Genomic DNA, 20,939 nt, shown 5'->3' with positions numbered 1-20,939 from the left:
TGTGGCCCTACACATTTGGTTTGTCGAAACTTTGTTTAGTTTTCAAAGATCTACTCAGCTGACTTTTTAATCAATCAACATAATCATTATATAAAATCATGTCTAAACTGTCAAGAATTTTTATACTTTTTTTGAATAAAAATTCCTTTGTATCAATTAAAAGTTACAACTCATATATCATATGATATTTTGCCGTATCTGTCAACCTATTTTTTATTTCTTTGTTTTTATCTCAAACAACGTATTTAATCTTACAGATATTTTCCTTATTCGTCAAGGGATTTCGGAATATTTTTTATCATTTTTTATTTAACGAATTTTATCATTAAATTAAACTTTTTAATTCAACAAAAACCGAACTTTACTAGGCATTTTTTGCATAATGTATAAAGAAAAGTAATTATTCATTTTTTAATTAAAAAGAGCCAGCCCCAAAGCTGACTCACTTTATATTTTTTATATTATTGACTAGGCTTCAACCTTAGCAATTTTCCCCTGTTCAATGTAAACAGCTAAGATAGAAAGATCAGCCGGATTTACCCCACTAATGCGACTTGCTTGTGATAATGTTTCCGGTTGAATCTTCGTTAACTTTTGGCGCGCTTCCGTAGCTAAACCATCAATCGCAGCGTAGTCAATTCGCGCAGGAATCTTCTTGGCTTCCATTCGCTTTAACTTGGCAACTTTTTCTTCGGCTTTTTTGATATAACCTTCATATTTGAATTGAATTTCCACCTGTTCCTTAACAGCTCGACTTAAAGCTTTTTCCGCCGCAGGAACAAATTCCAACAAGTCTGCATAACTTACGTATGGACGACGCAAAAATTCACTAGCTAATACACCATCCTTCAAAGGACGATCACCATGCGCTTCTAAATAAGCATCAACTTTTGCATTGGGTTTAATACGAATCTTAGCCAATCTTTGCTTTTCTTCTTCGATTAAAGCTTTCTTTTCTAAGAAGGCTTGATAGCGTTCATCGGAAATCAAACCCACTTGATGACCAATTTCTGTTAAACGCAAATCAGCATTGTCGTGCCGTAAAATTAAGCGATATTCGGCCCGAGAAGTTAATAAACGGTAAGGTTCATTAGTTCCCTTAGTTACTAAGTCATCAACTAAGACCCCAATATAAGCATCAGAACGGCTTAAAGTAATACCTTCCTTACCCTGGGCGTGTAAACCAGCGTTAATCCCAGCTAAAATACCTTGCCCCGCAGCCTCTTCGTAACCTGAAGTTCCATTAGTTTGTCCTGCCGTGTAAAGGCCTTTGATTAACTTAGTTTCCAAAGTTGGACGTAATTGATATGGTGAAACTACATCGTATTCAATCGCATAACCTGGACGCATCATTTGGGCATTTTCTAATCCAGCAACCGAGTGTAACATATCTTGTTGTACTTCTTCTGGCATTGAAGTTGAGAAACCTTGTACATAGTATTCATCAGTATTGCGTCCTTCAGGCTCCAAAAAAAGTTGATGACGTTCTTTATCAGCAAAACGTACAATCTTATCTTCGATTGATGGGCAGTAACGCGGACCTACTCCTTCAATCACCCCAGAAAACATTGGCGCCCGATCGAGGTTTTCACGGATAATTTCATGTGTTTTTTCATTAGTGTATGTCAACCAACAAGATAATTGCTTCGCTACTTCCAAATAGTCAGCATCATCGGATTCAAAGCTAAAGAGGTTAGCTTGTTCATCACCTGGTTGTTCTTCCGTCTTACTGTAATCAATAGTATTACCATCCACTCGTGGTGGAGTACCAGTCTTGAAACGCTGTAATTCAAAGCCAAGTTTTTCCAAGTTACCCGATAACTTCATTGCTGGTTGGGAGTTATTCGGACCAGAAGAGTACATTAATTCCCCAATGATTATTTTTCCCCGTGCAGAAGTTCCTGTGGTTAAAACCACGGATTTGGCTGTGTAACGCGCTCCCGTATTCGTGATAACTCCTTTGACCGTTTGATTTTCAACAATCAAATCATCAACAATTCCTTGACGTAAAGTAAGATTTTCTTGTTTTTCGATTGTGTGCTTCATTTCAGCTGAGTAAGCATGCTTATCAGCTTGAGCCCGTAAAGCACGTACTGCCGGACCTTTCCCGGTATTTAGCATCCGCATTTGTACATAGGTCTTATCAATATTGCGACCCATTTCCCCTCCAAGAGCATCTAATTCTCGGACCACAATTCCTTTAGCTGGCCCCCCAACTGAAGGGTTACATGGCATAAATGCCACCATATCTAGGTTAATTGTCATCAATAAGGTCTTGTTGCCCATGCGAGCAGAAGCCAAGGCTGCCTCACTTCCAGCATGACCTGCCCCAACTACGATTACATCATAATCATTTCCTTGATATTGCTTTACTTCCATTTGTCTTTCCTTCACTCCTCTATTACTTCCCTAAACAGAATTGACTAAATAATTGATCTAACAACTCATCTTGGTAGGTATCACCCGTAATCTCTCCGAGTAATTCCCAAGCCGTAGTCATATCAATTTGTACCAAATCCACCGGTAAGTCCATTTCAATTCCATCCAAAACGGCTGCTAATGAATTTTCAGCTTTTTCTAAAAGTGCCATTTGCCGGACATTCGTTACTAAAACTGTACTTTGAGAATTTTCAATCCCTCCAAAGAAAAGTTCAGCGATTTTTTCTTCTAATTCAACTAAACCAGCTTGTTTCAAAACTGAAGTCAACATGAGATTGTCCTCACCAACCTCAGCTTTTACTTCATCTAATTCTATAGCTTGCGGTAAATCCGTCTTATTTAAAATTACCAATCGCTTCTTATCGTTCGTCGCAGCTAATAATTCACGGTCTTCCTTAGTTAAGGCTTGACTACTATTTAAAATTAATAAAACTAAATCAGCTTGTTCAATCGCCTTGCGGGAGCGTTCCACTCCAATAGCTTCTACTTTATCGTCTGTTTCGTGAATTCCGGCGGTGTCGATTAACTTCAACGGTACACCACGCACATTAACATATTCTTCAATAACGTCCCGCGTCGTTCCAGCAATATCAGTCACAATAGCTTTATCTTCATGTAAAAGATGGTTTAATAAACTGGATTTTCCGACATTAGGTCGCCCAACAATTGCCGTTGCCAATCCTTCACGTAATACCTTACCTTGACTTGCTGTTTGTAGCAGTTGAGCAATCCGCGTTTTAACTTCTTGGGCTTTTTCTTTCAACATTTTAGTAGTCATTTCTTCCACATCATCGTATTCAGGATAATCAATATTGACCTCCACTTGGGCTAACACATCCAAAATATCCTGACGTAAGTTATTAATTAGGTGGGATAAATTTCCATCTAACTGACTAAGAGCGACCTTCATAGAACGGTCAGTCTTAGCCCGAATTAAATCCATTACGGATTCAGCTTGAGTCAGGTCAATTCTCCCATGCAAGAAAGCACGCTTAGTAAATTCACCTGGTTCTGCTAAACGAGCACCATTCACTAATAATAACTGTAAAATTTTGTTAGTGGCGACAATCCCACCGTGGCAATTAATTTCTACCACATCTTCGCGGGTGAAAGTTTTCGGTGCCCGCATCACTGAAACCATAACTTCGTCAATAATTTCATCAATTTTTGGATCATAAATATGTCCATAATTAATGGTGTGACTTGCTACTTTGTTTAAATCTCTACCTTTAAAGACCCGTGAAATCACGGCTAAAGCTTCTTCACCACTTAACCGGACAATAGAGATTGCCCCTTCTCCAGGTGGAGTTGAGATGGCAGCGATAGTATCAAATTCTGTTGTATTCACAATTTCCTCCCTATAAATCCATAGAAAAAAGTGCCTACTCCACGCCTTTCCTTTCATACGAAAGTACTTACAAAAAGCATGGACAAAGCACTTTGACTACTTTATCTCTGATAAGAATGATTACCTTTAATATACTTTCAAATTTAACTTTTGTCAATTTTCTTGTCTCGGAAGAACTTTCAAACTAACACCTGTTTGGTTAACAATCCCTAAGACTTGATATTCCCCATCATCACTAAGACCAAAATCAATTTGGTAACTTTGATCTGCCAACGTAATTACTTCCACTTCAGCGCGCTCTTTGAAAAAACTACCGATAGCCATCCGCTTTTGCTTTTTTTCTTCAGCCTTTTGGACTGCTACCTTAAGGGTGAAACCTTCATCTAAAAATTGTTTCACGTGAAACACTTTAATTAAAGTGTATAAACTATACTTTCTTTGTTTTGATTCGTGACTACATTTTTGGGGATGAATATAACCTTTTTCTTCCCAATATCGCAATTGACGTGGGGAAACTTTGGTTAAATCACTAATATCACCAATGCTAATATTTAAATTCTCTACAATGGAAAAAGTTGGGTTCTTTTCCAAAATAAAATCTCCTTTCGACATACTCTCCATCTATTATTGTAATTTTTTTAACAGCATTGTCAACTTTGTTGACAAAAAAATCTTGGAGGTGTATTCTTTAATTTGGAATTTTTACTTATTTTATTATTATGAGAGGAGAAATTTTGAAGTGACAAAAGAAAAAATTGTCGATATCAACGGTAAACCATATAACCGTACCTTACTAGTAACCGTTCTAACTATCGGTTCTTTTTGTACCATGCTTACGGGGACCTTCTTAGCAACGGCTTACCCTTCAATCATGAAATCTTTTGATATCAATACATCAACCGTACAATGGTTGACTACTAGTTTTATGTTAGTTAATGGGATTATGATTCCAGTTTCTGCTTGGTTAATTAACAAATTAAATTCACGTATTATGTATCTTGTTGCCATGTCAACTTTCCTTTTAGGAACTATTGTGGCTTTTGTAGCGCCTAACTTCCAAACCCTTTTAATCGGTCGGATTATTCAATCACTTGGAGTTGGGGTTTCCATGCCTTTAATGCAAACAATTATGCTCTCAATCTTCCCACCTGATAAACGGGGGTCTGCCATGGGAATTGTGGGCATTGCTATGGGGTTAGCTCCTGCCATCGGACCGACCTTATCTGGTTGGGTCGTGGATCATTACTCTTGGCGCGATCTCTTTGGCCTCATGATTCCTTTAGTTGCGATTGTGATTATTCTAGCCTTCTTCTTGATGCGACCAGTAATCAATGCTCACAAGCAACCATTAGATGTTTGGTCCGTTATCACCTCCACAATTGGTTTCGGTTCTCTCCTATACGGGGCTTCTGAAGCCTCAAGCGAAGGATGGACTAGTAGTATTGTAGTTGGCTGTATCCTCGTCGGAGTTATCTTTGTCTCCCTCTTTATTCACCGCCAAATTAAACTTAAAGACCCATTCTTAGATATCTCAGTTTTTAAGCACAGTGAATTTGCCTTGGCAGCTGTTTTATCAAGTGTTTCGAACTTAGCTATGGTTGGAGTCGAAATGCTCTTACCTCTCTACATTCAAAATATTCGGGGGGAATCAGCTTTCCACTCTGGTTTAATGCTCCTACCTGGAGCCTTAATGATGGGATTTATGTCCCCTGTTACTGGGCGACTATTTGATAAATTCGGGGCACGTTACCTCGCTATCACGGGTTTGACCTTACTTTCTATTGGGACAATTCCTTTTATCACCTTGACGGCTCAAACACCAGTCATCTCAATTGTTATTTTCTATGCAATTCGACTTTTCGGGGTTTCCATGGTCTTTATGCCGGTAACAACTTCTGGTATGAACGTTTTACCATTAAATCAAATGTCACATGGGACTGCAGTTAATAACACTTTCCGGCAAGTGATTAGTTCCATTGGAACAGCAATTTTGACAACAATTTTATCAACCACTACTACAGGACAAATGCCAGCTAAATCTTTATTAGCTAAACAACCTTTACTTTATAAAGATCACGCCGTTAATGCTTCTTTAGCTGGTTTCCACGCAGCCTTCTTTGCCTCTATTGTTTTCGCAATTGTCGCCTTAGGCTTAGCTTTCTACTTAAAGAAGGGGAACCGCGCTCGAGAAACCAAACAATTTGACCACTTAGAAAGGAGAGCTGACTAATAATGATTTTAGTAACCTTAATTCTAGGTGCCTTAGGCTTTTTCTACTTTAGTGCTGCTACCCCTCACCTCAAAGGTAAGGCTATCTATATCATAATTTCCTTACTCCTCTTAGGGGGTTCAGTACTAGCAATTGTTGCTAATGACAACTACCACTACGGTATGAAAGTTACCGTGAGCAAAACTACTCAAAAATTGGTTTCCACGTCGGATAAGCTCAACATTTTGGTCTACCAAAAATTAGGTAGTGCTGGTAAAGAAAAACTCTTTATTTATAAGACCTCACCTAATCAAAAAAAAGCTCTCACAACTAAAGCAGACTTAAAGGTCAAGAGTCAAGTTAAAACAACTACTAAGGATGCTTATGTTGAAATTAAGACAGAAAAATATGTCTACAAGAACCAACTTAGTCGCCTCTTCTTCAGCATCTTAGGTGATAACCACCGTACCAAAGCTAAAGAATACACGTTCTATACTAATCGAGAATGGCTCGTGCTCTCTGCTAAACAAGCACAAACTTTACCAGTTATCCTCCAAAAACAAGGCGATAACCTTCAAAGACAAATTGCGCTTGACGTTAAAGAGCGCTTAACAGAAACCGTAAAAGCCAACCCACAACTTGATAAGATGCAATTAGCTGAGCTCCAACAAGCCTATATCAAAGAAGCGCAAGTTAGTGCCATTAAGAAACTTTTAAAATAAATCAAAAAGGTCACGTAATCCACTCGATATGATGTATTACGTGACCTTTTTTGTAGATTTATGAATCCATTCTGGATTATGGAAATCAAAAAGCCCCTTCCTACCCTGATGGTAAGAAAGGACTTTCGACTTACAGATTAGTCTTCTGCAACGAATGGTAATAAGCCCATGATACGTGCACGCTTAATAGCAACTGTTAAGCGACGTTGATTCTTGGCGCTTGTACCTGTCACACGACGAGGTAAAATCTTACCGCGTTCTGAGATGAAACGCTTCAATAAGTCTGTATCTTTGTAGTCGATGTATTCGATGTGGTTAGCTGCGATAAAGTCAACCTTACGACGACGACGACCACCGCGACGTTGTTGTGCCATGTTAATTTCCTCCTATTAGAATGGTAAATCATCATCTGCTAAATCAACTTGTTCTCCATCATCCTTAAAAGGACTTTCATTGAAGTCTTGGTTAGCATCTGATACTTGCGTTTGACTTGGGGCTACAGGTGTTTCAGAGGTAGAATTAAACCCACCACCGTTATTACCAGCAAAACCACCTTGTCCTTGACCAGCAAAACCATTAAAGCTGCCATTACCCATGTTATTACCACCTGCGGGGTTGCCGTATGGGTTTTGACCACCATAGTTTGCCTGACCTTGATTAGGAGTATAACCTTGTTGGTTACCACCATAACCATGTTGTTGGCGGTAACTTTCTGATTCGGCACGTGTTTCAATTAAATCAAAGTTTTCCACGACGACTTCCGTCACGTAAACTCTTTGACCTTGCTGATTTTCATAATTCCGGGTTTGAATCCGACCTTGCACTGCAATCCGAGCTCCCTTGTGGGTATAACGGGCCAACGTTTCCGCTGTTCCCCGCCAGGCCACACAATTAATGAAGTCCGCTTCTCGTTCACCTTGTTGGTTACGAAAATTACGTTCGACAGCAATTGAAAATGAGGCAGTTGAAGTACCAGAAGCAGTTGTACGTAATTCGACGTCTCGGGTGAGACGACCGACTAAAACGACATTATTCAAAGCATACTCCTCCTTTTTAAACTTGTTATCTTCTTTATTTTATTAAGCTTCGCGCTTAACGATCATGTGACGTAAGATACCGTCGTTGATCTTTGCAAGACGATCAAATTCGTTGATACTGTCTGCGTTAGCAGCCTTGATGTTTACGATGTGGTAGACACCTTCTGTGTAACCAGCAATTTCGTAAGCAAAACGACGCTTAGACCAGTCTTTTGAGTCGACGATTTCTGCACCACCGTCTACTAAGATGTTGTCGAAACGTTCAACTAATTCGTTCTTAGCAGCTTCATCTAATGATGGGTTGATGATGTAAGTAATTTCGTAGTTTGTCATGACTGTTGCACCTCCTTATGGACTATTGGTTCTTATTTAATCAGAACAAGGAGAATCTAAAGCTTGAGCTTAGATACTCACAAATATTGATTATAGCATTAAAAATTCTGAAATACAAGCTTCTGGTATATTTTTTACCTCTATATATTAAATACGCAAAAAAATTTATTTTTTGATCTCAAAAAGTAATTTTTAGTTATTTTTTAGTTTTCACTCATTATCTCTTCATTTTCAACTTCTTCTTTGGCGACAACGGTCATGGTAGAAACCTTGCCACCGTCTTTAAGGTTCATTAAACGTACTCCCATTGCTGAACGGCCAACTTCAGAAACGTTTTGGGCGTCGAAACGAATCATGACCCCTTTATCGGTAATCACCATGATATCTTCGTCACCGTTAATCGTGGTAAAGCCAACTAAAGGACCATTCTTACTTGTGATGGTACTTGTTTTAACCCCTTTACCTCCCCGACCTTTAACGGGGTATTCGCTAGCCTTGGTTAATTTACCATAACCATTTTCGGAAATAACTAAAACCTTGCTGTCAGAGGTTAAGACCCCAGTACCAACAACGTAGTCATCTTCCCGAAGTTTAATTCCACGGACCCCAGAAGCAGCTCGCCCCATAACCCGGACAGAAGAACTTGCAAAGCTAGCGGCGTAACCTTGGTGTGTCCCAATAATAATAGTGCTATCTTGGTCTAAAATCGACACATTGATTAATTCATCATTATCTCGTAAAGTCAAGGCCTTGAGCCCATTTTTACGGATGTTAGTAAAGTCAGCCACACTAGTTTGTTTAACAACCCCATTCTTCGTGGTAAAGAAAAGACGTAATTTATTGATATCCACATCTTCAGTCGTGGTAACATTTAAGACGGTGGAAATCTTTTCCCCAGATTCAAATTCCACTAGGTTAATTACCGGAATTCCCTTGGCTGTCCGCCCGTATTCAGGAATTTCGTATCCCTTCATGCTATAAACCTTACCCTTGTTGGTAAAGAAGAGCAACATGTCGTGAGTCGAAGTGGTTAGGAGGTGTTCGATGAAGTCATCATCGTGAACCCCCATCCCTTGAACCCCACGGCCCCCACGTTTTTGGGCTTTGAAGTCACTGGTTGGAACCCGTTTAATGTAACCATTGTGCGTTAAAGCAATTACAACGGATTCTTCTTCAATTAAGTCTTCATCTTCGATACTTAAGGCTTCCCCAACCATTAACTCCGTCCGACGATCGTCTCCGAAACGGTCTTGGATGTCTAAAAGTTCTTCATAAATAATTTGGTGGACCCGTTCTGGTCGTGCCAAAATGTCTTGGTAATCCGCGATAGCCTCCATGGTCTTTTGGTATTCGGCCTCTACCTTATTTCTTTCCAAACCAGTTAAACGAACCAAACGCATATCTAAAATAGCTTGGGCTTGCTTATCACTCAGGCTGTATTCGTTAATCAAACGATCCTTGGCAATATCCCCACTTTGAGAATTGCGAATAATGTCAATAATAGCTTGGATGTGATCTAAGGCAATCCGTAACCCCTCTAAAATATGAGCCCGAGCCTTAGCTTTCTTCAAGTCAAATTTTGTCCGCCGGCGAATCACGCTTTCTTGGTGTTTCAAGTATTGGGATAAAATTTCTTTAATTCCTAAGACTTTTGGTGTACCATCAACAATCGCTAACATGTTGAAACCAAAGGAAGTTTGCATAGCTGTTAACTTATATAAGTTATTTAAAACCACAGAGGCGCTGATATCGCGCCGCACATCAATGGTTACCCGCATCCCTTCACGGTCGGATTCATCTTTAATATCAACAATACCTTCTAGTTTCTTTTCGCGCGTTAATTGAGCAATTCTTTCAATTAAGCGCGCCTTATTAACCATGTATGGCAATTCATGCACGATAATTTGTTGGCGCCCATTGCTTAATTCTTCGACATCAACTTTAGCCCGTAAGGTAATTTGACCACGTCCGGTTTCGTAAGCTTTACGAATTCCAGATTTACCCATGACAATCCCACCAGTTGGGAAGTCAGGTCCCGGAATCACTTCCATCAATTCAGTAGTTGTTACTTCTGGATTGTTCATCAATAAGTGCAAACCAGAAATAACTTCCCCTAAATTGTGTGGTGGAATATTAGTCGTCATCCCGACCGCAATCCCTGTCGCCCCGTTAACTAATAAGTTAGGGAAACGCGCAGGTAAGACTTCTGGTTCTCTTTCGGTGCCATCATAGTTATCTTGGAAATCAACCGTATCTTTGTTGATATCACGTAACATTTCCAAGGTAATCTTACTCATCCGTGCTTCGGTATAACGCATAGCAGCTGCGCCATCACCGTCGACCGAACCAAAGTTCCCGTGCCCATCAACAAGAAGGTATCGGTAGGAGAAATCTTGAGCCATCCGCACCATGGATTCATAAATGGCCGCATCCCCGTGGGGGTGGAATTTCCCCATAACTTCCCCCACGATACGCGCCGACTTCTTATATGGTTTATCCGGGGTCACCCCTAGTTCATTCATCCCATATAAAATCCGACGGTGCACTGGTTTCATCCCATCACGTACATCTGGTAAGGCTCGCGCCACAATGACACTCATGGCGTAATCCAAGAAAGATGTCTTCATCACTCGTGATAGGTCAACTTTTTTTATTCTATCTGGTAAATCAACCACGTTTTTACACCTCTTTTATTTTCTCCACACTAAGCATCTAAGTTTTCCACAAAGGTGGCGTTATCTTCGATAAATTGACGACGTGGACCAACGTGGTCACCCATCAACATTTCAAAAATTGCATTGGCTTCTTCAGCATCTGACAATTCAACGCGTAATAAACGTCGTTTGTCTGGATCCATCGTTGTTTCCCACAATTGTTCGGCATCCATTTCACCTAACCCTTTGTAACGTTGAATTACAGGTTTAGGACTTGGCGTTAATTGACCGAGGTATTCTTCTAATTCTTCATCAGTGTCAATGTAACGGATTACCTTACCTTGTCGTACTTGGTACAAAGGTGGTTGGGCAATGTAAACATAGCCTGCATCAATCATTGGCCGCATAAAACGATAAAAGAGCGTCAACAACAAGGTCCGAATGTGGGCCCCATCGACATCGGCATCGGTCATGATAATTAATTTGTGGTAGTTAGCCTTGGATACATCAAATTCATCCCCAAAACCAGTCCCTAAGGCAGTAAAGAGAGAGCGAATTTCTTCGTTCGCTAAAATCCGGTCCAAGCTGGCCTTTTCCACATTCAAGATTTTCCCCCGAATTGGTAGAATCGCTTGCGTTAAACGGGAACGACCTTGCTTAGCTGAACCACCGGCGGAGTCCCCTTCGACAATGAATAATTCTGAAATTTCCGGATCTTTACTTGTGTTGTTAGCCAACTTCCCTGGTAAGTTCGAAATTTCCAAGCCGTTCTTCTTGCGAGTAACTTCCCGCGCTCGCTTGGCAGCCATCCGTGCTTTGGCTGCGACAACCCCTTTTTCCACAATCTTTTTCGCAACTGTTGGATTTTCCATCATAAACTTGGTAAAAGTTTCTGTGAATAACTTATCGGTCGCTGTCCGCGCATCTGAATTACCTAACTTAGTCTTCGTTTGTCCCTCAAACTGAGGGTTAGGGTGCTTAATGGAAACAATCGCGGTTAAACCTTCCCGCACATCTTCTCCACTTAAATTAGCATCATTTTCCTTGAGAATCCCCGACTTTCGAGCATAATCATTAATCACCCGTGTCAAAGCTGTTTTAAACCCAGCTTCATGGGTCCCACCTTCGTAGGTATGAATATTGTTAGTGAAGGTCTTCAATTGTGAAGAAAAGTCGTTGGTATATTGAAGAGCTACTTCAACGGCAATCCCTTTTTGTTCACCTTCAACATAGATTGGTTCTTCAAATAAGACTTCCTTACCTTTGTTTAAGAATTCAACATAATGACGAATCCCACCGGCATAGTGGAATTCCGTGTAAGTATCATCTTCACTGCGCTTATCTTCGATCGTTAATTTCAACCCTTTGTTCAAGAAAGCTAATTCCCGAATCCGCGTAGTTAAAACTTTCATATCATAGATAGTTGTTTCGGTAAAGATATCTGAGTCCGGAACAAAGTGCACCTTAGTCCCATGTTCAAATTCACCACATTCACCAATCACGTGCATCTCGTGGGCCACTTTTCCTAACTTAAAGTCCATGGCGTAAATCTTACCTTCGCGCCGGACTTCAACATCTAATTCTGTGGACAAGGCATTAACAACCGAAGCCCCCACCCCGTGGAGACCACCAGACACTTTATAACCACCACCGCCGAATTTACCTCCGGCGTGTAACACTGTAAAGACAGTTTCTAGAGCAGGCCGGCCTGTCTTAGCTTGGATATCAACTGGAATCCCCCGCCCATTATCTATGACGGTAATACTATTGTCTGCTTCTACAGTCACATTAATTTCATCGGCAAAGCCTGCTAAAGCTTCGTCAATCCCGTTATCAATAATTTCCCATACCAGGTGGTGTAAACCTTGGGAACTGGTAGAACCAATATACATCCCGGGACGTTTACGTACGGCCTCAAGTCCTTCTAAAACTTGAATTTGACTCGCATCATATTCTTTAACTTCTTCGATTTGTTCTTCTAATTCTTCCAAATTAGGATTTTCTTCGCTTGTAGCCACCTTGGTGCCTCCTTACTGCTGCTCAACTTGAGGATAAAAAATTTCTGTCGGTGCTTGGACAGAAACCTTTCCCTCACTAATTCTAAATAGTTTCGGCTCTTTAATAAGCTTCCGAGTAATTTCACTTAAACCAGGCGTTGTTAAAAAGGTCTGCACTCGGTCTTGGATTGTTTTCAATAAGTGCGTTTGACGCACTCCATCAAGTTCAGACAAAACATCATCCAATAATAATATTGGCGCCTCGCCCGTTTCTTCTTTCATTAACTCAATTTCCGCTAATTTCACTGCTAAGGCCGTTGTTCTTTGTTGACCCTGTGAACCGTAAATCTGGATATTTTTTTCATTAACAATAAAAGCTAAATCATCACGGTGTGGCCCATGGAGGGTCGTCCCGCGAAAAATTTCCGTTTGCTTTTGTTGGGTTAACTTGGTGTAGAGTTCGGCTTGTACCTCTACTTCCTTTTCCAGGCTATTTTCAATTTCACTTACATACTGGAATGAAAGTTTTTCTTTTCCTTGGGTAATGCCACCATGAATTTCATTTGCATATTGACCTAACTTTTGCAAATATGCGCGCCTTTTCATGATAATTTTCGCTCCTAATTGCGCTAATTGTTCCGATAAAATGTCTAAATAAAGGTCATCTTGCGTTTTTCTTTGTTGTAAGTCCTTTAAATATTGGTTACGTTGCTTTAAAATCCGGCGATATTGACTTAGATGATGGAGATACAAAGCATCAATTTGACTAAACTCCCGATCAATAAAGCGCCGACGTTCACTCGGGGTACCTTTGACAAGCGATAAATCTTCCGGCGCAAACAAAATCACATTTAGTTGTCCGATATATTCCGACAACTTCCCTCTTTCGATATGATTAACCCTAACTTTTTTACCTTTAGAACTTAAGGTGAGTTCTAATTTTAAGTCGCCGAGTGCGCGACCAATCGTTCCCTTTATCTGGGCGTTTTCTTGACCAAATAAAATTAACTCGCGTTCCTTATTGGTCCGATGACTGGAAGCCATGGCTAACATATAAATGGCCTCCAGGAGATTAGTCTTGCCTTGCGCGTTTTCACCAATTAAAACATTTATGTTTTCAGAAAATTCTAGCTGCAACTTTTGGTAATTGCGAAAGTTCTCCAGCATTATTTCTTTCAGATACATTTTTTACGCTTCTTTCATGATAAAAGAACCGACATTTTCAATTTCAACTTTGTCTCCTGGATATAGTTTTCTTCCACGCCGAAAATCATTTTCACCATTCACAAAAATATCTTCACCATATTCTTGCAAAAACCACTTGGCCTGACCACCAGAAGAGATCACATCAGCGATTTTCAAGAGCTGACCTAAGGTGATATAAGGTGTTTTTAACTTAATTTCTTGTGCCAAAAAACATCCCTCACTTTTCTATACTTATTCTTTCTAATTATACCTTTTTTTTACGGTAAAAACAATTTTTATCCCCTTATTTTCAATTTTAAGGCCTTTTCAATCGAAATAAGGGATTTATACCTTCCTGGGGGCTATTGGCCTTAAAAACGCAAAAAAGCCACTCAAAATTTTTGAGTAGCTTACATGTATATCAGTTCTTAGGCTGTTCGTACGGGCGTGATTAATTGAATGAAATCATTTTCTGCTTCAGTTGGTACCAAAATAAATGGCCGTAATGGCATTGTGAATTCCAAAGTTGTTTCGGTGTTACCTAAAGAACGTAGTGCATCCCGCATGTAATCTGGATTGAAAGAAATTTCTAAGTTCTTACCTGTTAATTCACTAAAAGAAATAGATTCTTCCACTGTTCCAACTTCTGGTGAGTTACCCGTAATTATAACTTCTTGGTTTTCCACGTCTAAAGTAAACTTAACCACATTGTTGCGACCGGCGTGAGAAACTAAGGATGAACGTTCAATGGCTTGTAATAAGCTTTGAGCATTAAAAGTAGCCGTCGTTTCGGAAGTCTGTGGTATTAAACGCTTTGTATCTGGGTAGTTTCCTTCTAAGAGTCGTGAGTAAAAGGAAGTGTGGCCTAAAATAAAAAGTACTTGGTTATCCGCGATTTGAATTTCTACTTCACTATGATCGTCATTCAACATCTTAGCTAATTCCTTTAAAGATTTCCCTGGAATTACTAAGTCATAGTGGGCATCACCGGCTGCTTCGCCCAGATGAATAGTGCGTTGACTTAAGCGGTGAGTATCTGTCGCAACCGCTAAAAGTTTTTGATCAGTTATCAACAAGTGGATACCCGTTAAGAGAGGGCGACTTTCTTGATTTGAAATCGCGATGGAAGTTTGATCAATCACTTTCTTCAAAATATCACTAGATAATACTAATGATGATTGAGCTGACAATTCAGGTAGATGTGGATACATATCCGCATCTTGACCCAGGATGGTAAATTCCGCCTTTCCTGAAGTAATGGTTGTTTGTAAACGAGAATCAACACTGACTTCAAGTTCATCGGCAGGTAATTTCTTAATAATTTCACTGAAGATATGGGCACTTAAAACCACACTACCTTCTTCAAAAATTTGTAAGTTAGCCTTCTCATCACTAATCGAAATAATCGTTTGAATAGTAATATCGGCGTTACTCCCAGTTAACTTCAAAGCGTCAGGGAATAATTCCAACTTAAATCCATGTAAAATATCGATAGCAGCTTTAGGTGAAATTGCACGTTGGACATCAGTAAGGTATTTGAGGAAAGTTTGACGTTGGATACTAAATTTCATAAATTGTTCCTCCTGTTAATATCATAATATTATATATAAAAGTTAGTAGTAGTAGTAGGGGTTGTGGATATTGTGGATAAGTTATAAAATCCCTCAGGTATCAAGGTATGAAAATACCGAAAGGTGTGGAAAAACCTGTGGATAAAACTGTGGATAAGTCGACACTTTTCCACACTCGCTATGAAAGGTTCTTTTTTAATTCAGCAACTTCCTTTTTAAGTTGACTGTCGCTGCGAATTAATTCACCAATTTTATCACAGGCATGCAAGACGGTGGTATGATCTTTACCACCAAATTCTTTTCCGATTTTTGGTAAGGAAATGCTAGTAAGTTCACGCATCAAGTACATAGCAATCTGGCGTGGCACAACGATTCTTTTGAGACGCTTTTTCCCCTTTAAATCAGCGATTGAGACGTCATAATATTTAGAAACCGCCGCTAAAATGCTACTAGCTTTGAGTTCATTGTTTTCTGTTTTAGTTTGTGGTTCGTTACTAAGGTTGCCTAAGGCTTCTGTAACAAGCGAAGCGGTGATAGGTTCGTCCTTTAACTGTGAAAAAGCGCGGACTCGGGTTAAGCCCCCTTCAAGCTCACGAACATTAGATTCAAATTGACCGGCTAAATACCCTAAGGCATCTTCTGGTAATTCAAAGCCTTCTGCCAGGGATTTTTTCTTTAAGATTTCAACTCGTGTATCGTAGTCTGGTGGTGTGATATCAACTACTAATCCCCATCTAAAGCGTGAAATCAAACGATCACCGAGGTTTTCGATTTCATTGGGCATGCGATCACTTGAAATAACGATTTGCTTTTTACTATCGTAAAGATCACTAAAGGTATAGAAGAATTCGTCGATTGTTCCGACTTTGTTAGCGAAGAATTGCACATCATCGACCAAAAGTAAGTCAACATTGCGATAAGCTTTACGGAATTCCTCTTGTTGCTTGGTTTTAATTGAGTTAACAAAGTCATTAGTGAATGTTTCACTGGAGACATATTTAACCTTGGCGTTGGGATTGGACTTCAATAATTGATGTCCGATGGCGTGCATTAAGTGAGTTTTTCCTAATCCTACCCCACCATAGAAGTAAAGTGGATTATACAAGGTACCTGGCTCTTCGGAAACAGCCAAAGCTGCTGCATGGGCCATCATGTTACCGGGACCAACCACGAAAGATTCAAAATTATAAGCCGGATTTAAGTGAGTTGAATGATCAAAGTTGATTAACTCGGGTTTTTTCGGGCTTGAATCTGTGCTTTCAGCGAATGGACGTTGTTGCCCTTCTGTAATTAACATGACTTGATAATGATGATGGTAAGTTTCTTTCAAGTGTTCTTCGACCGTAGGTAGTAATTTAGCTTTCCAATAATTTTCATGTAAGGTAGATGGAACTTGTAAAACTAAAGTTGATTCATGTAATTGCACGGGAACGACGGTTTTAAACCAGGTATCGAAAGAAGTTACTTCATAAAGTGGCTTAAAATGCTGACAAATTTCTTTCCAAATATCTTCTAAATTAGGCATGCTCTCCCTCCTTTCAAAAATTAAGCCCCGACAAAAATATTTCAATTGAGAACAAAATAAAGTTTACCACAAAAAAGCAACTTTTTCCACAGCTTGTTGAAAACTTATCCACAAAATCCACAAGGTGTTAATAAAGATATCCACAAATAAAAATTGATGTGGATTATTTTTATTTTCAAAAAGTTATCCACATTGAATCATGTGCATAACTTTTTCTGGTTTTATAAGTTTTTAGTAAGATTTTTACAAGTTATCAACAATCAAAAAACAAAGTTTTAAACATATTGTTGATATGTGGATAAGATTGTGGATAAGGTTGTGGACAGTGAAAAAATTCAAAATAAAATAAAGTAAAATGTGGAAAAGTGAACGTGATTTTATATGGATAAAAAAGTGGCGGAAATCACGCCTAAAAAGATTATTTTGCATACAAAATTTGAACGAAGAGAGGAACACGGTAAATTCAATAGGAATGGGTAAGTAATGTTCCTGAAACGGATTTTCTCGTTGTAGGAATAAGTACATTAAGTTTTAAAATTGTTCTAATTTGATTATCCAAAGGAGGTCTGGCGGGAATAAAAAGTTGTAATAAGGGCGTTTTTTATCTGAAAGGGTGCTAGTAATCACCAAAGAGTAATTTAAAATTAACCTTTTATTCTCTTAATTGGTGTGGTATTATAGTCGGGTAGGGAATCTTGACATGATTGATATTTTCTAGTAGAATATTGAGTATCATTGTTAAAGTGAATTATTGATAAAGGAGGTGTAAATTCATGAAGAGAACTTACCAACCTAAGAAGCGCCACCGTCAACGTGTACACGGCTTCCGTAAGCGCATGAGTACAAGTAACGGTCGTAATGTGTTAGCACGTAGACGCCGTAAAGGTAGAAAAGTATTGTCTGCATAGGCCACTGGACCGTCAGTGGTCTTTTTTTCTTATTTGGAGCGGAAAAATATGCGTAAATCATATCGTGTTAAAAAAGAAGATGAATTCCAAAAGGTTTTTACGGAAGGTAAATCAGTTGCCAACCGTAAATTCGTTATTTACATGCTAGAAAAGCCGGAACAAAAGCATTTTCGTGTGGGAATTTCGGTCGGCAAAAAGGTAGGGAACCGTGCGGTTGCCAGAAACTGGGTTAAAAGACGGATTCGTCAAACCTTGACAGAATTAAAACCGCAATTAAAACAAGATTGCGATTTCATCGTTATTGCTCGTCCAGGGACTGCCTGGATGGAAAAAAGTGAGGTTTCATCACATCTTACCCATGTTTTGAAGCTCGCTCATATTCTTGATACTACAAGTAATTAAGAAGTTTTCTGACCAAAGGAAAGCGAGGGACACAGTGAAGAAAACGAAGCGTAATCTGGCCTTATTGGGGTCAGTGAGTTTAGCTGTGATTCTAGCCGGTTGTAGCGCGACTTCTACAGTTGATGCTAATAGTACTGGTTTTTGGGATCATTATGTTGTTTGGAACTTTATTCGTGCCATTGAGGCTTTGAGTCATATCTTCGGTAATAGCTATGGTTGGGGGATTGTAGTCTTTACGATTATTGTACGGATTATTATCTTACCTCTAATGGCTTACCAGTTGAAGAGTGCCCGTAAAACAAGCGAATTACAGCCACAATTAAAGGCTTTGCAAGCTAAGTATCCTGGTAAGGATATGGAGTCTCGTCAAAACTTACAGCGCGAGCAACAAGAGCTTTATGCACAAGCAGGAGTCAATCCAGTGGCAGGGTGTTTACCACTCTTAGTTCAAATGCCGGTTTTGTTTGCCATGTATCAAGCCATTTTTAGATCAGAAACCCTGAAAACAGGGCATTTCTTCTGGATGGAACTTGGTGACAAGGACCCATATTACCTGATGCCAATCTTGGCTGCAATTTTTACCTATGCAACTTCTAAGTTGAGTATGATGTCTCAACCAGAACAAAATGCGATGACAAGTAGTATGACATATATTGCGCCAGTTATGATTTTCATCACTGCCTTGAATGTTCCCGCTGCCTTGTCACTTTACTGGGTAATTTCCAATGCTTTTTCAGTAGGACAAACGCTTTTAATAAACAATCCATTCAAGATTATTGAAGAGCGGAAAGCTAAAGAAGCAGCTGAAAAAGCGCGGGTACGTAAGCTTAACAAGGCGAAGAAAAAAGCCTTAAAGAGTAAGCGAAAATAAGCATTAATATTATAAAAAAGCTAGGCTAAAAACCTAGCTTTTTTGCTATAACTATTTTATAAAAATACTATTATATAAACTTTAATGACTTTAAAAGTGTAAAAAATAAATAAATATGATTAAATCTAAACTAGATTTCAAATTGGTAGGAGGGATCAACGATGTAAATATCTTCAGGTTTAAAACCTAGAGCGCGGATTTTTCGATCCTTGGTTACAAAGATAGCTCCGTAGACGTCACGTTTGCGCTGTTTCCAGGCCGTTAAATCAGCATTTGTAAAAAATAATCGGGTAGTTTCGATTTCCGCTATGACAGATTTTTTAGTGAAGACTGTAACCCCTGCTAAATCATTTTCATGGGGATAGCCAGTTTGGGGATCGAGGATATGGTGATAAGAATGACCATCATTAGTTTCTAAGTGCCGTTCATAAATCCCACTAGTTACAGCAGAACAGGGACCTAAAGCTACAGTGGCAATATTTTGCCCCCGTTGGGCAAAGGGGTCTTGAACCCCGATGCGCCAAAGTCCATCAGACCGGTGGGGAGGATTACCCACCATAAGGAGGTTACCACCAAGGTTAATGATACCAGCTGTGATTCCATGTGCTAGCCAAAGGTCTTGAATGCGATCGGCAATATAACCTTTCGCAATAGCTCCCAGGTCTAGTTCCATACCTTTTTGAGTTAAGAAAACGGTTTGATTGAGGTCATCAAGTTGGATTGCATGAGGATTAATTAAGCCTTTTTTAGCAGCAATTTCACCTGGTGAAGGGACCTTAGCATCATCAAACCCAATTTTCCAAAGTTTAACTAACGGTCCAATGGCTGTATTGAAACCAAAATTTTGCCGACTCTCCATAACCGCTAATTTGACAAGATTATACACAGGTGTTGAAACTTGTACGGGAGCGAGCCCGGCTTGTTTATTAACAGCCATTACCTCAGAATCGGGACGATTGACTGTGAAGAGGTCTTCATAATAGTTAATTAGGTCAAAAGAAGCTTCTAATACTTGGGAATCGTGGGCTCCATAGATGGTGAGGGTAATATTAGTTCCTAAAGCATGACCTTGCTGGGTAGTCGTTTGAAAAGCTAAATTTGGAATCGGTTCGGGATGGAGGTTAGTCCAAAGTTCTGTCATATTTTCACGTCCTTATCTAAGTAGATACTGTAATTATACACCCAAAAGATGCGAACTTATCCACAGTTTTTGTGGATAAGTTTAACGTCTTGTTTTTTAAAAATTACTTATGAACATGTTATCATGTTAAAAATATGCTATGATGGTCGATGGAGGATTCTACAATGGAATTAATTAAGTATTTAAGTCTCAATTATAGTGGACTATTACTCATTTATTTATTGAGCATTGTCGCCTTACTATTGTTGCACTATGCGATTTTTGATCGCTTAAAAATGCAACGTTATCAAAGTGAAGAGTATATTAATTATGCTTTAGCTAATGTACAGGTTGAACAGAAGGAAATAGATAATTTTAAGTTAACGCGGAATTTAAGCTATCTTTTAGCTGGTATTGTCAGTTTAGTGTGTTTAGTAACTGCACTTATCAGTCGTAACTTGCAAGTAGCTTATATTTTGGTGACAGCTTTAGCATACTTTTTTTGCCTTTTTTCTCTATGGTTGAGTTATCTGTGGGAAAATTATCTCGTTAAAATAGATTTAAACGGCAGATTGCAATAAATAAATTGAACACTTCATCGAAGCATTTTTCGCATAA

The 20,939-nt window shown here is 39.2% G+C and carries 19 protein-coding genes; 6 read left to right on the top strand and 13 right to left on the bottom strand.

What is annotated here, in order from left to right; all coding sequences use genetic code 11:
* Positions 1–468: 468 nt before the first annotated feature.
* The 3 genes from mnmG to FC36_RS07285 all read right to left on the bottom strand — a co-directional run bounded on the left by mnmG (position 469) and on the right by FC36_RS07285 (position 4,378).
* Positions 469–2,379: a tRNA uridine-5-carboxymethylaminomethyl(34) synthesis enzyme MnmG gene (gene mnmG, locus FC36_RS07295; RefSeq protein ID WP_025021104.1), complete on the bottom strand. Its 1,911-nt coding sequence runs from the start codon at positions 2,377–2,379 to the stop codon at positions 469–471.
* Between the two features lie 22 nt (positions 2,380–2,401).
* Positions 2,402–3,790 (bottom strand): tRNA uridine-5-carboxymethylaminomethyl(34) synthesis GTPase MnmE, encoded by a 1,389-nt coding sequence (gene mnmE, locus FC36_RS07290; RefSeq protein WP_025021105.1) that lies wholly within the window; start codon positions 3,788–3,790, stop codon positions 2,402–2,404.
* Positions 3,791–3,940: 150 nt separating this feature from the next.
* Positions 3,941–4,378: a MerR family transcriptional regulator gene (locus FC36_RS07285; protein ID WP_051527991.1), complete on the bottom strand. Its 438-nt coding sequence runs from the start codon at positions 4,376–4,378 to the stop codon at positions 3,941–3,943.
* 148 nt (positions 4,379–4,526) lie between these two features.
* Here FC36_RS07285 and FC36_RS07280 point away from each other — a divergent pair, with 148 nt between their 5' ends.
* Together FC36_RS07280 and FC36_RS07275 are read left to right on the top strand one after the other, a co-directional pair.
* Complete coding sequence (locus FC36_RS07280; protein ID WP_025021107.1) at positions 4,527–6,017, top strand: MDR family MFS transporter; 1,491 nt, start codon at positions 4,527–4,529, stop codon at positions 6,015–6,017.
* A 2-nt stretch (positions 6,018–6,019) separates the two neighbouring features.
* Positions 6,020–6,718 (top strand): DUF4811 domain-containing protein, encoded by a 699-nt coding sequence (locus tag FC36_RS07275; protein WP_035188479.1) that lies wholly within the window; start codon positions 6,020–6,022, stop codon positions 6,716–6,718.
* A gap of 137 nt (positions 6,719–6,855) precedes the next feature.
* On the opposite strand, the gene rpsR is transcribed toward FC36_RS07275, so the two are convergent.
* The 9 genes from rpsR to dnaA form a co-directional block, all read right to left on the bottom strand.
* Positions 6,856–7,092, bottom strand: coding sequence for a 30S ribosomal protein S18 (gene rpsR / locus FC36_RS07270; protein ID WP_006500881.1), 237 nt, complete (start codon positions 7,090–7,092; stop codon positions 6,856–6,858).
* 15 nt (positions 7,093–7,107) lie between these two features.
* Positions 7,108–7,755, bottom strand: coding sequence for a single-stranded DNA-binding protein (gene ssb, locus FC36_RS07265; protein ID WP_023859847.1), 648 nt, complete (start codon positions 7,753–7,755; stop codon positions 7,108–7,110).
* 42 nt (positions 7,756–7,797) lie between these two features.
* On the bottom strand, positions 7,798–8,088 hold the full coding sequence (gene rpsF, locus FC36_RS07260; protein ID WP_023859848.1) for a 30S ribosomal protein S6: 291 nt from the start codon (positions 8,086–8,088) through the stop codon (positions 7,798–7,800).
* 203 nt (positions 8,089–8,291) lie between these two features.
* Complete coding sequence (gyrA, locus tag FC36_RS07255) at positions 8,292–10,763, bottom strand: DNA gyrase subunit A (RefSeq protein ID WP_056986809.1); 2,472 nt, start codon at positions 10,761–10,763, stop codon at positions 8,292–8,294.
* Positions 10,764–10,792: 29 nt separating this feature from the next.
* Complete coding sequence (gyrB, locus tag FC36_RS07250; protein ID WP_420843336.1) at positions 10,793–12,712, bottom strand: DNA topoisomerase (ATP-hydrolyzing) subunit B; 1,920 nt, start codon at positions 12,710–12,712, stop codon at positions 10,793–10,795.
* Positions 12,713–12,772: 60 nt separating this feature from the next.
* Positions 12,773–13,924: a DNA replication/repair protein RecF gene (gene recF, locus FC36_RS07245; protein ID WP_025021109.1), complete on the bottom strand. Its 1,152-nt coding sequence runs from the start codon at positions 13,922–13,924 to the stop codon at positions 12,773–12,775.
* A gap of 3 nt (positions 13,925–13,927) precedes the next feature.
* Positions 13,928–14,152 carry a S4 domain-containing protein YaaA gene (yaaA, locus tag FC36_RS07240; RefSeq protein ID WP_023859852.1) on the bottom strand — a complete coding sequence of 75 codons (225 nt, stop codon included), beginning with the start codon at positions 14,150–14,152 and terminating at the stop codon, positions 13,928–13,930.
* A 200-nt stretch (positions 14,153–14,352) separates the two neighbouring features.
* Positions 14,353–15,495 carry a DNA polymerase III subunit beta gene (gene dnaN / locus FC36_RS07235; protein ID WP_025021110.1) on the bottom strand — a complete coding sequence of 381 codons (1,143 nt, stop codon included), beginning with the start codon at positions 15,493–15,495 and terminating at the stop codon, positions 14,353–14,355.
* 178 nt (positions 15,496–15,673) lie between these two features.
* Positions 15,674–17,020: a chromosomal replication initiator protein DnaA gene (dnaA, locus tag FC36_RS07230; protein ID WP_056986808.1), complete on the bottom strand. Its 1,347-nt coding sequence runs from the start codon at positions 17,018–17,020 to the stop codon at positions 15,674–15,676.
* 773 nt (positions 17,021–17,793) lie between these two features.
* On the opposite strand from dnaA, the gene rpmH reads away from it, so the two are divergent.
* The 3 genes from rpmH to yidC are packed head-to-tail and all read left to right on the top strand — an operon-like array spanning position 17,794 to position 19,201.
* Positions 17,794–17,928 carry a 50S ribosomal protein L34 gene (gene rpmH / locus FC36_RS07225; protein WP_003701411.1) on the top strand — a complete coding sequence of 45 codons (135 nt, stop codon included), beginning with the start codon at positions 17,794–17,796 and terminating at the stop codon, positions 17,926–17,928.
* 48 nt (positions 17,929–17,976) lie between these two features.
* Positions 17,977–18,330 carry a ribonuclease P protein component gene (rnpA, locus tag FC36_RS07220; RefSeq protein ID WP_023859855.1) on the top strand — a complete coding sequence of 118 codons (354 nt, stop codon included), beginning with the start codon at positions 17,977–17,979 and terminating at the stop codon, positions 18,328–18,330.
* Positions 18,331–18,364: 34 nt separating this feature from the next.
* Complete coding sequence (yidC, locus tag FC36_RS07215) at positions 18,365–19,201, top strand: membrane protein insertase YidC (RefSeq protein ID WP_025021111.1); 837 nt, start codon at positions 18,365–18,367, stop codon at positions 19,199–19,201.
* A gap of 130 nt (positions 19,202–19,331) precedes the next feature.
* On the opposite strand, the gene FC36_RS07210 is transcribed toward yidC, so the two are convergent.
* A complete protein-coding gene (locus FC36_RS07210) occupies positions 19,332–20,342 on the bottom strand; it encodes an FAD:protein FMN transferase (RefSeq protein ID WP_025021112.1) in 1,011 nt (336 codons plus the stop codon).
* 164 nt (positions 20,343–20,506) lie between these two features.
* On the opposite strand from FC36_RS07210, the gene FC36_RS07205 reads away from it, so the two are divergent.
* Positions 20,507–20,902, top strand: coding sequence for a hypothetical protein (locus FC36_RS07205; RefSeq protein WP_056986807.1), 396 nt, complete (start codon positions 20,507–20,509; stop codon positions 20,900–20,902).
* Positions 20,903–20,939: the final 37 nt, after the last annotated feature.

This window comes from Ligilactobacillus equi DSM 15833 = JCM 10991 (genome assembly GCF_001435735.1).
Lineage (GTDB): Bacteria > Bacillota > Bacilli > Lactobacillales > Lactobacillaceae > Ligilactobacillus > Ligilactobacillus equi.
The sequence above is the reverse complement of the archived record's forward strand: the minus strand, read 5'-3'. Positions and strand labels throughout refer to the sequence as shown.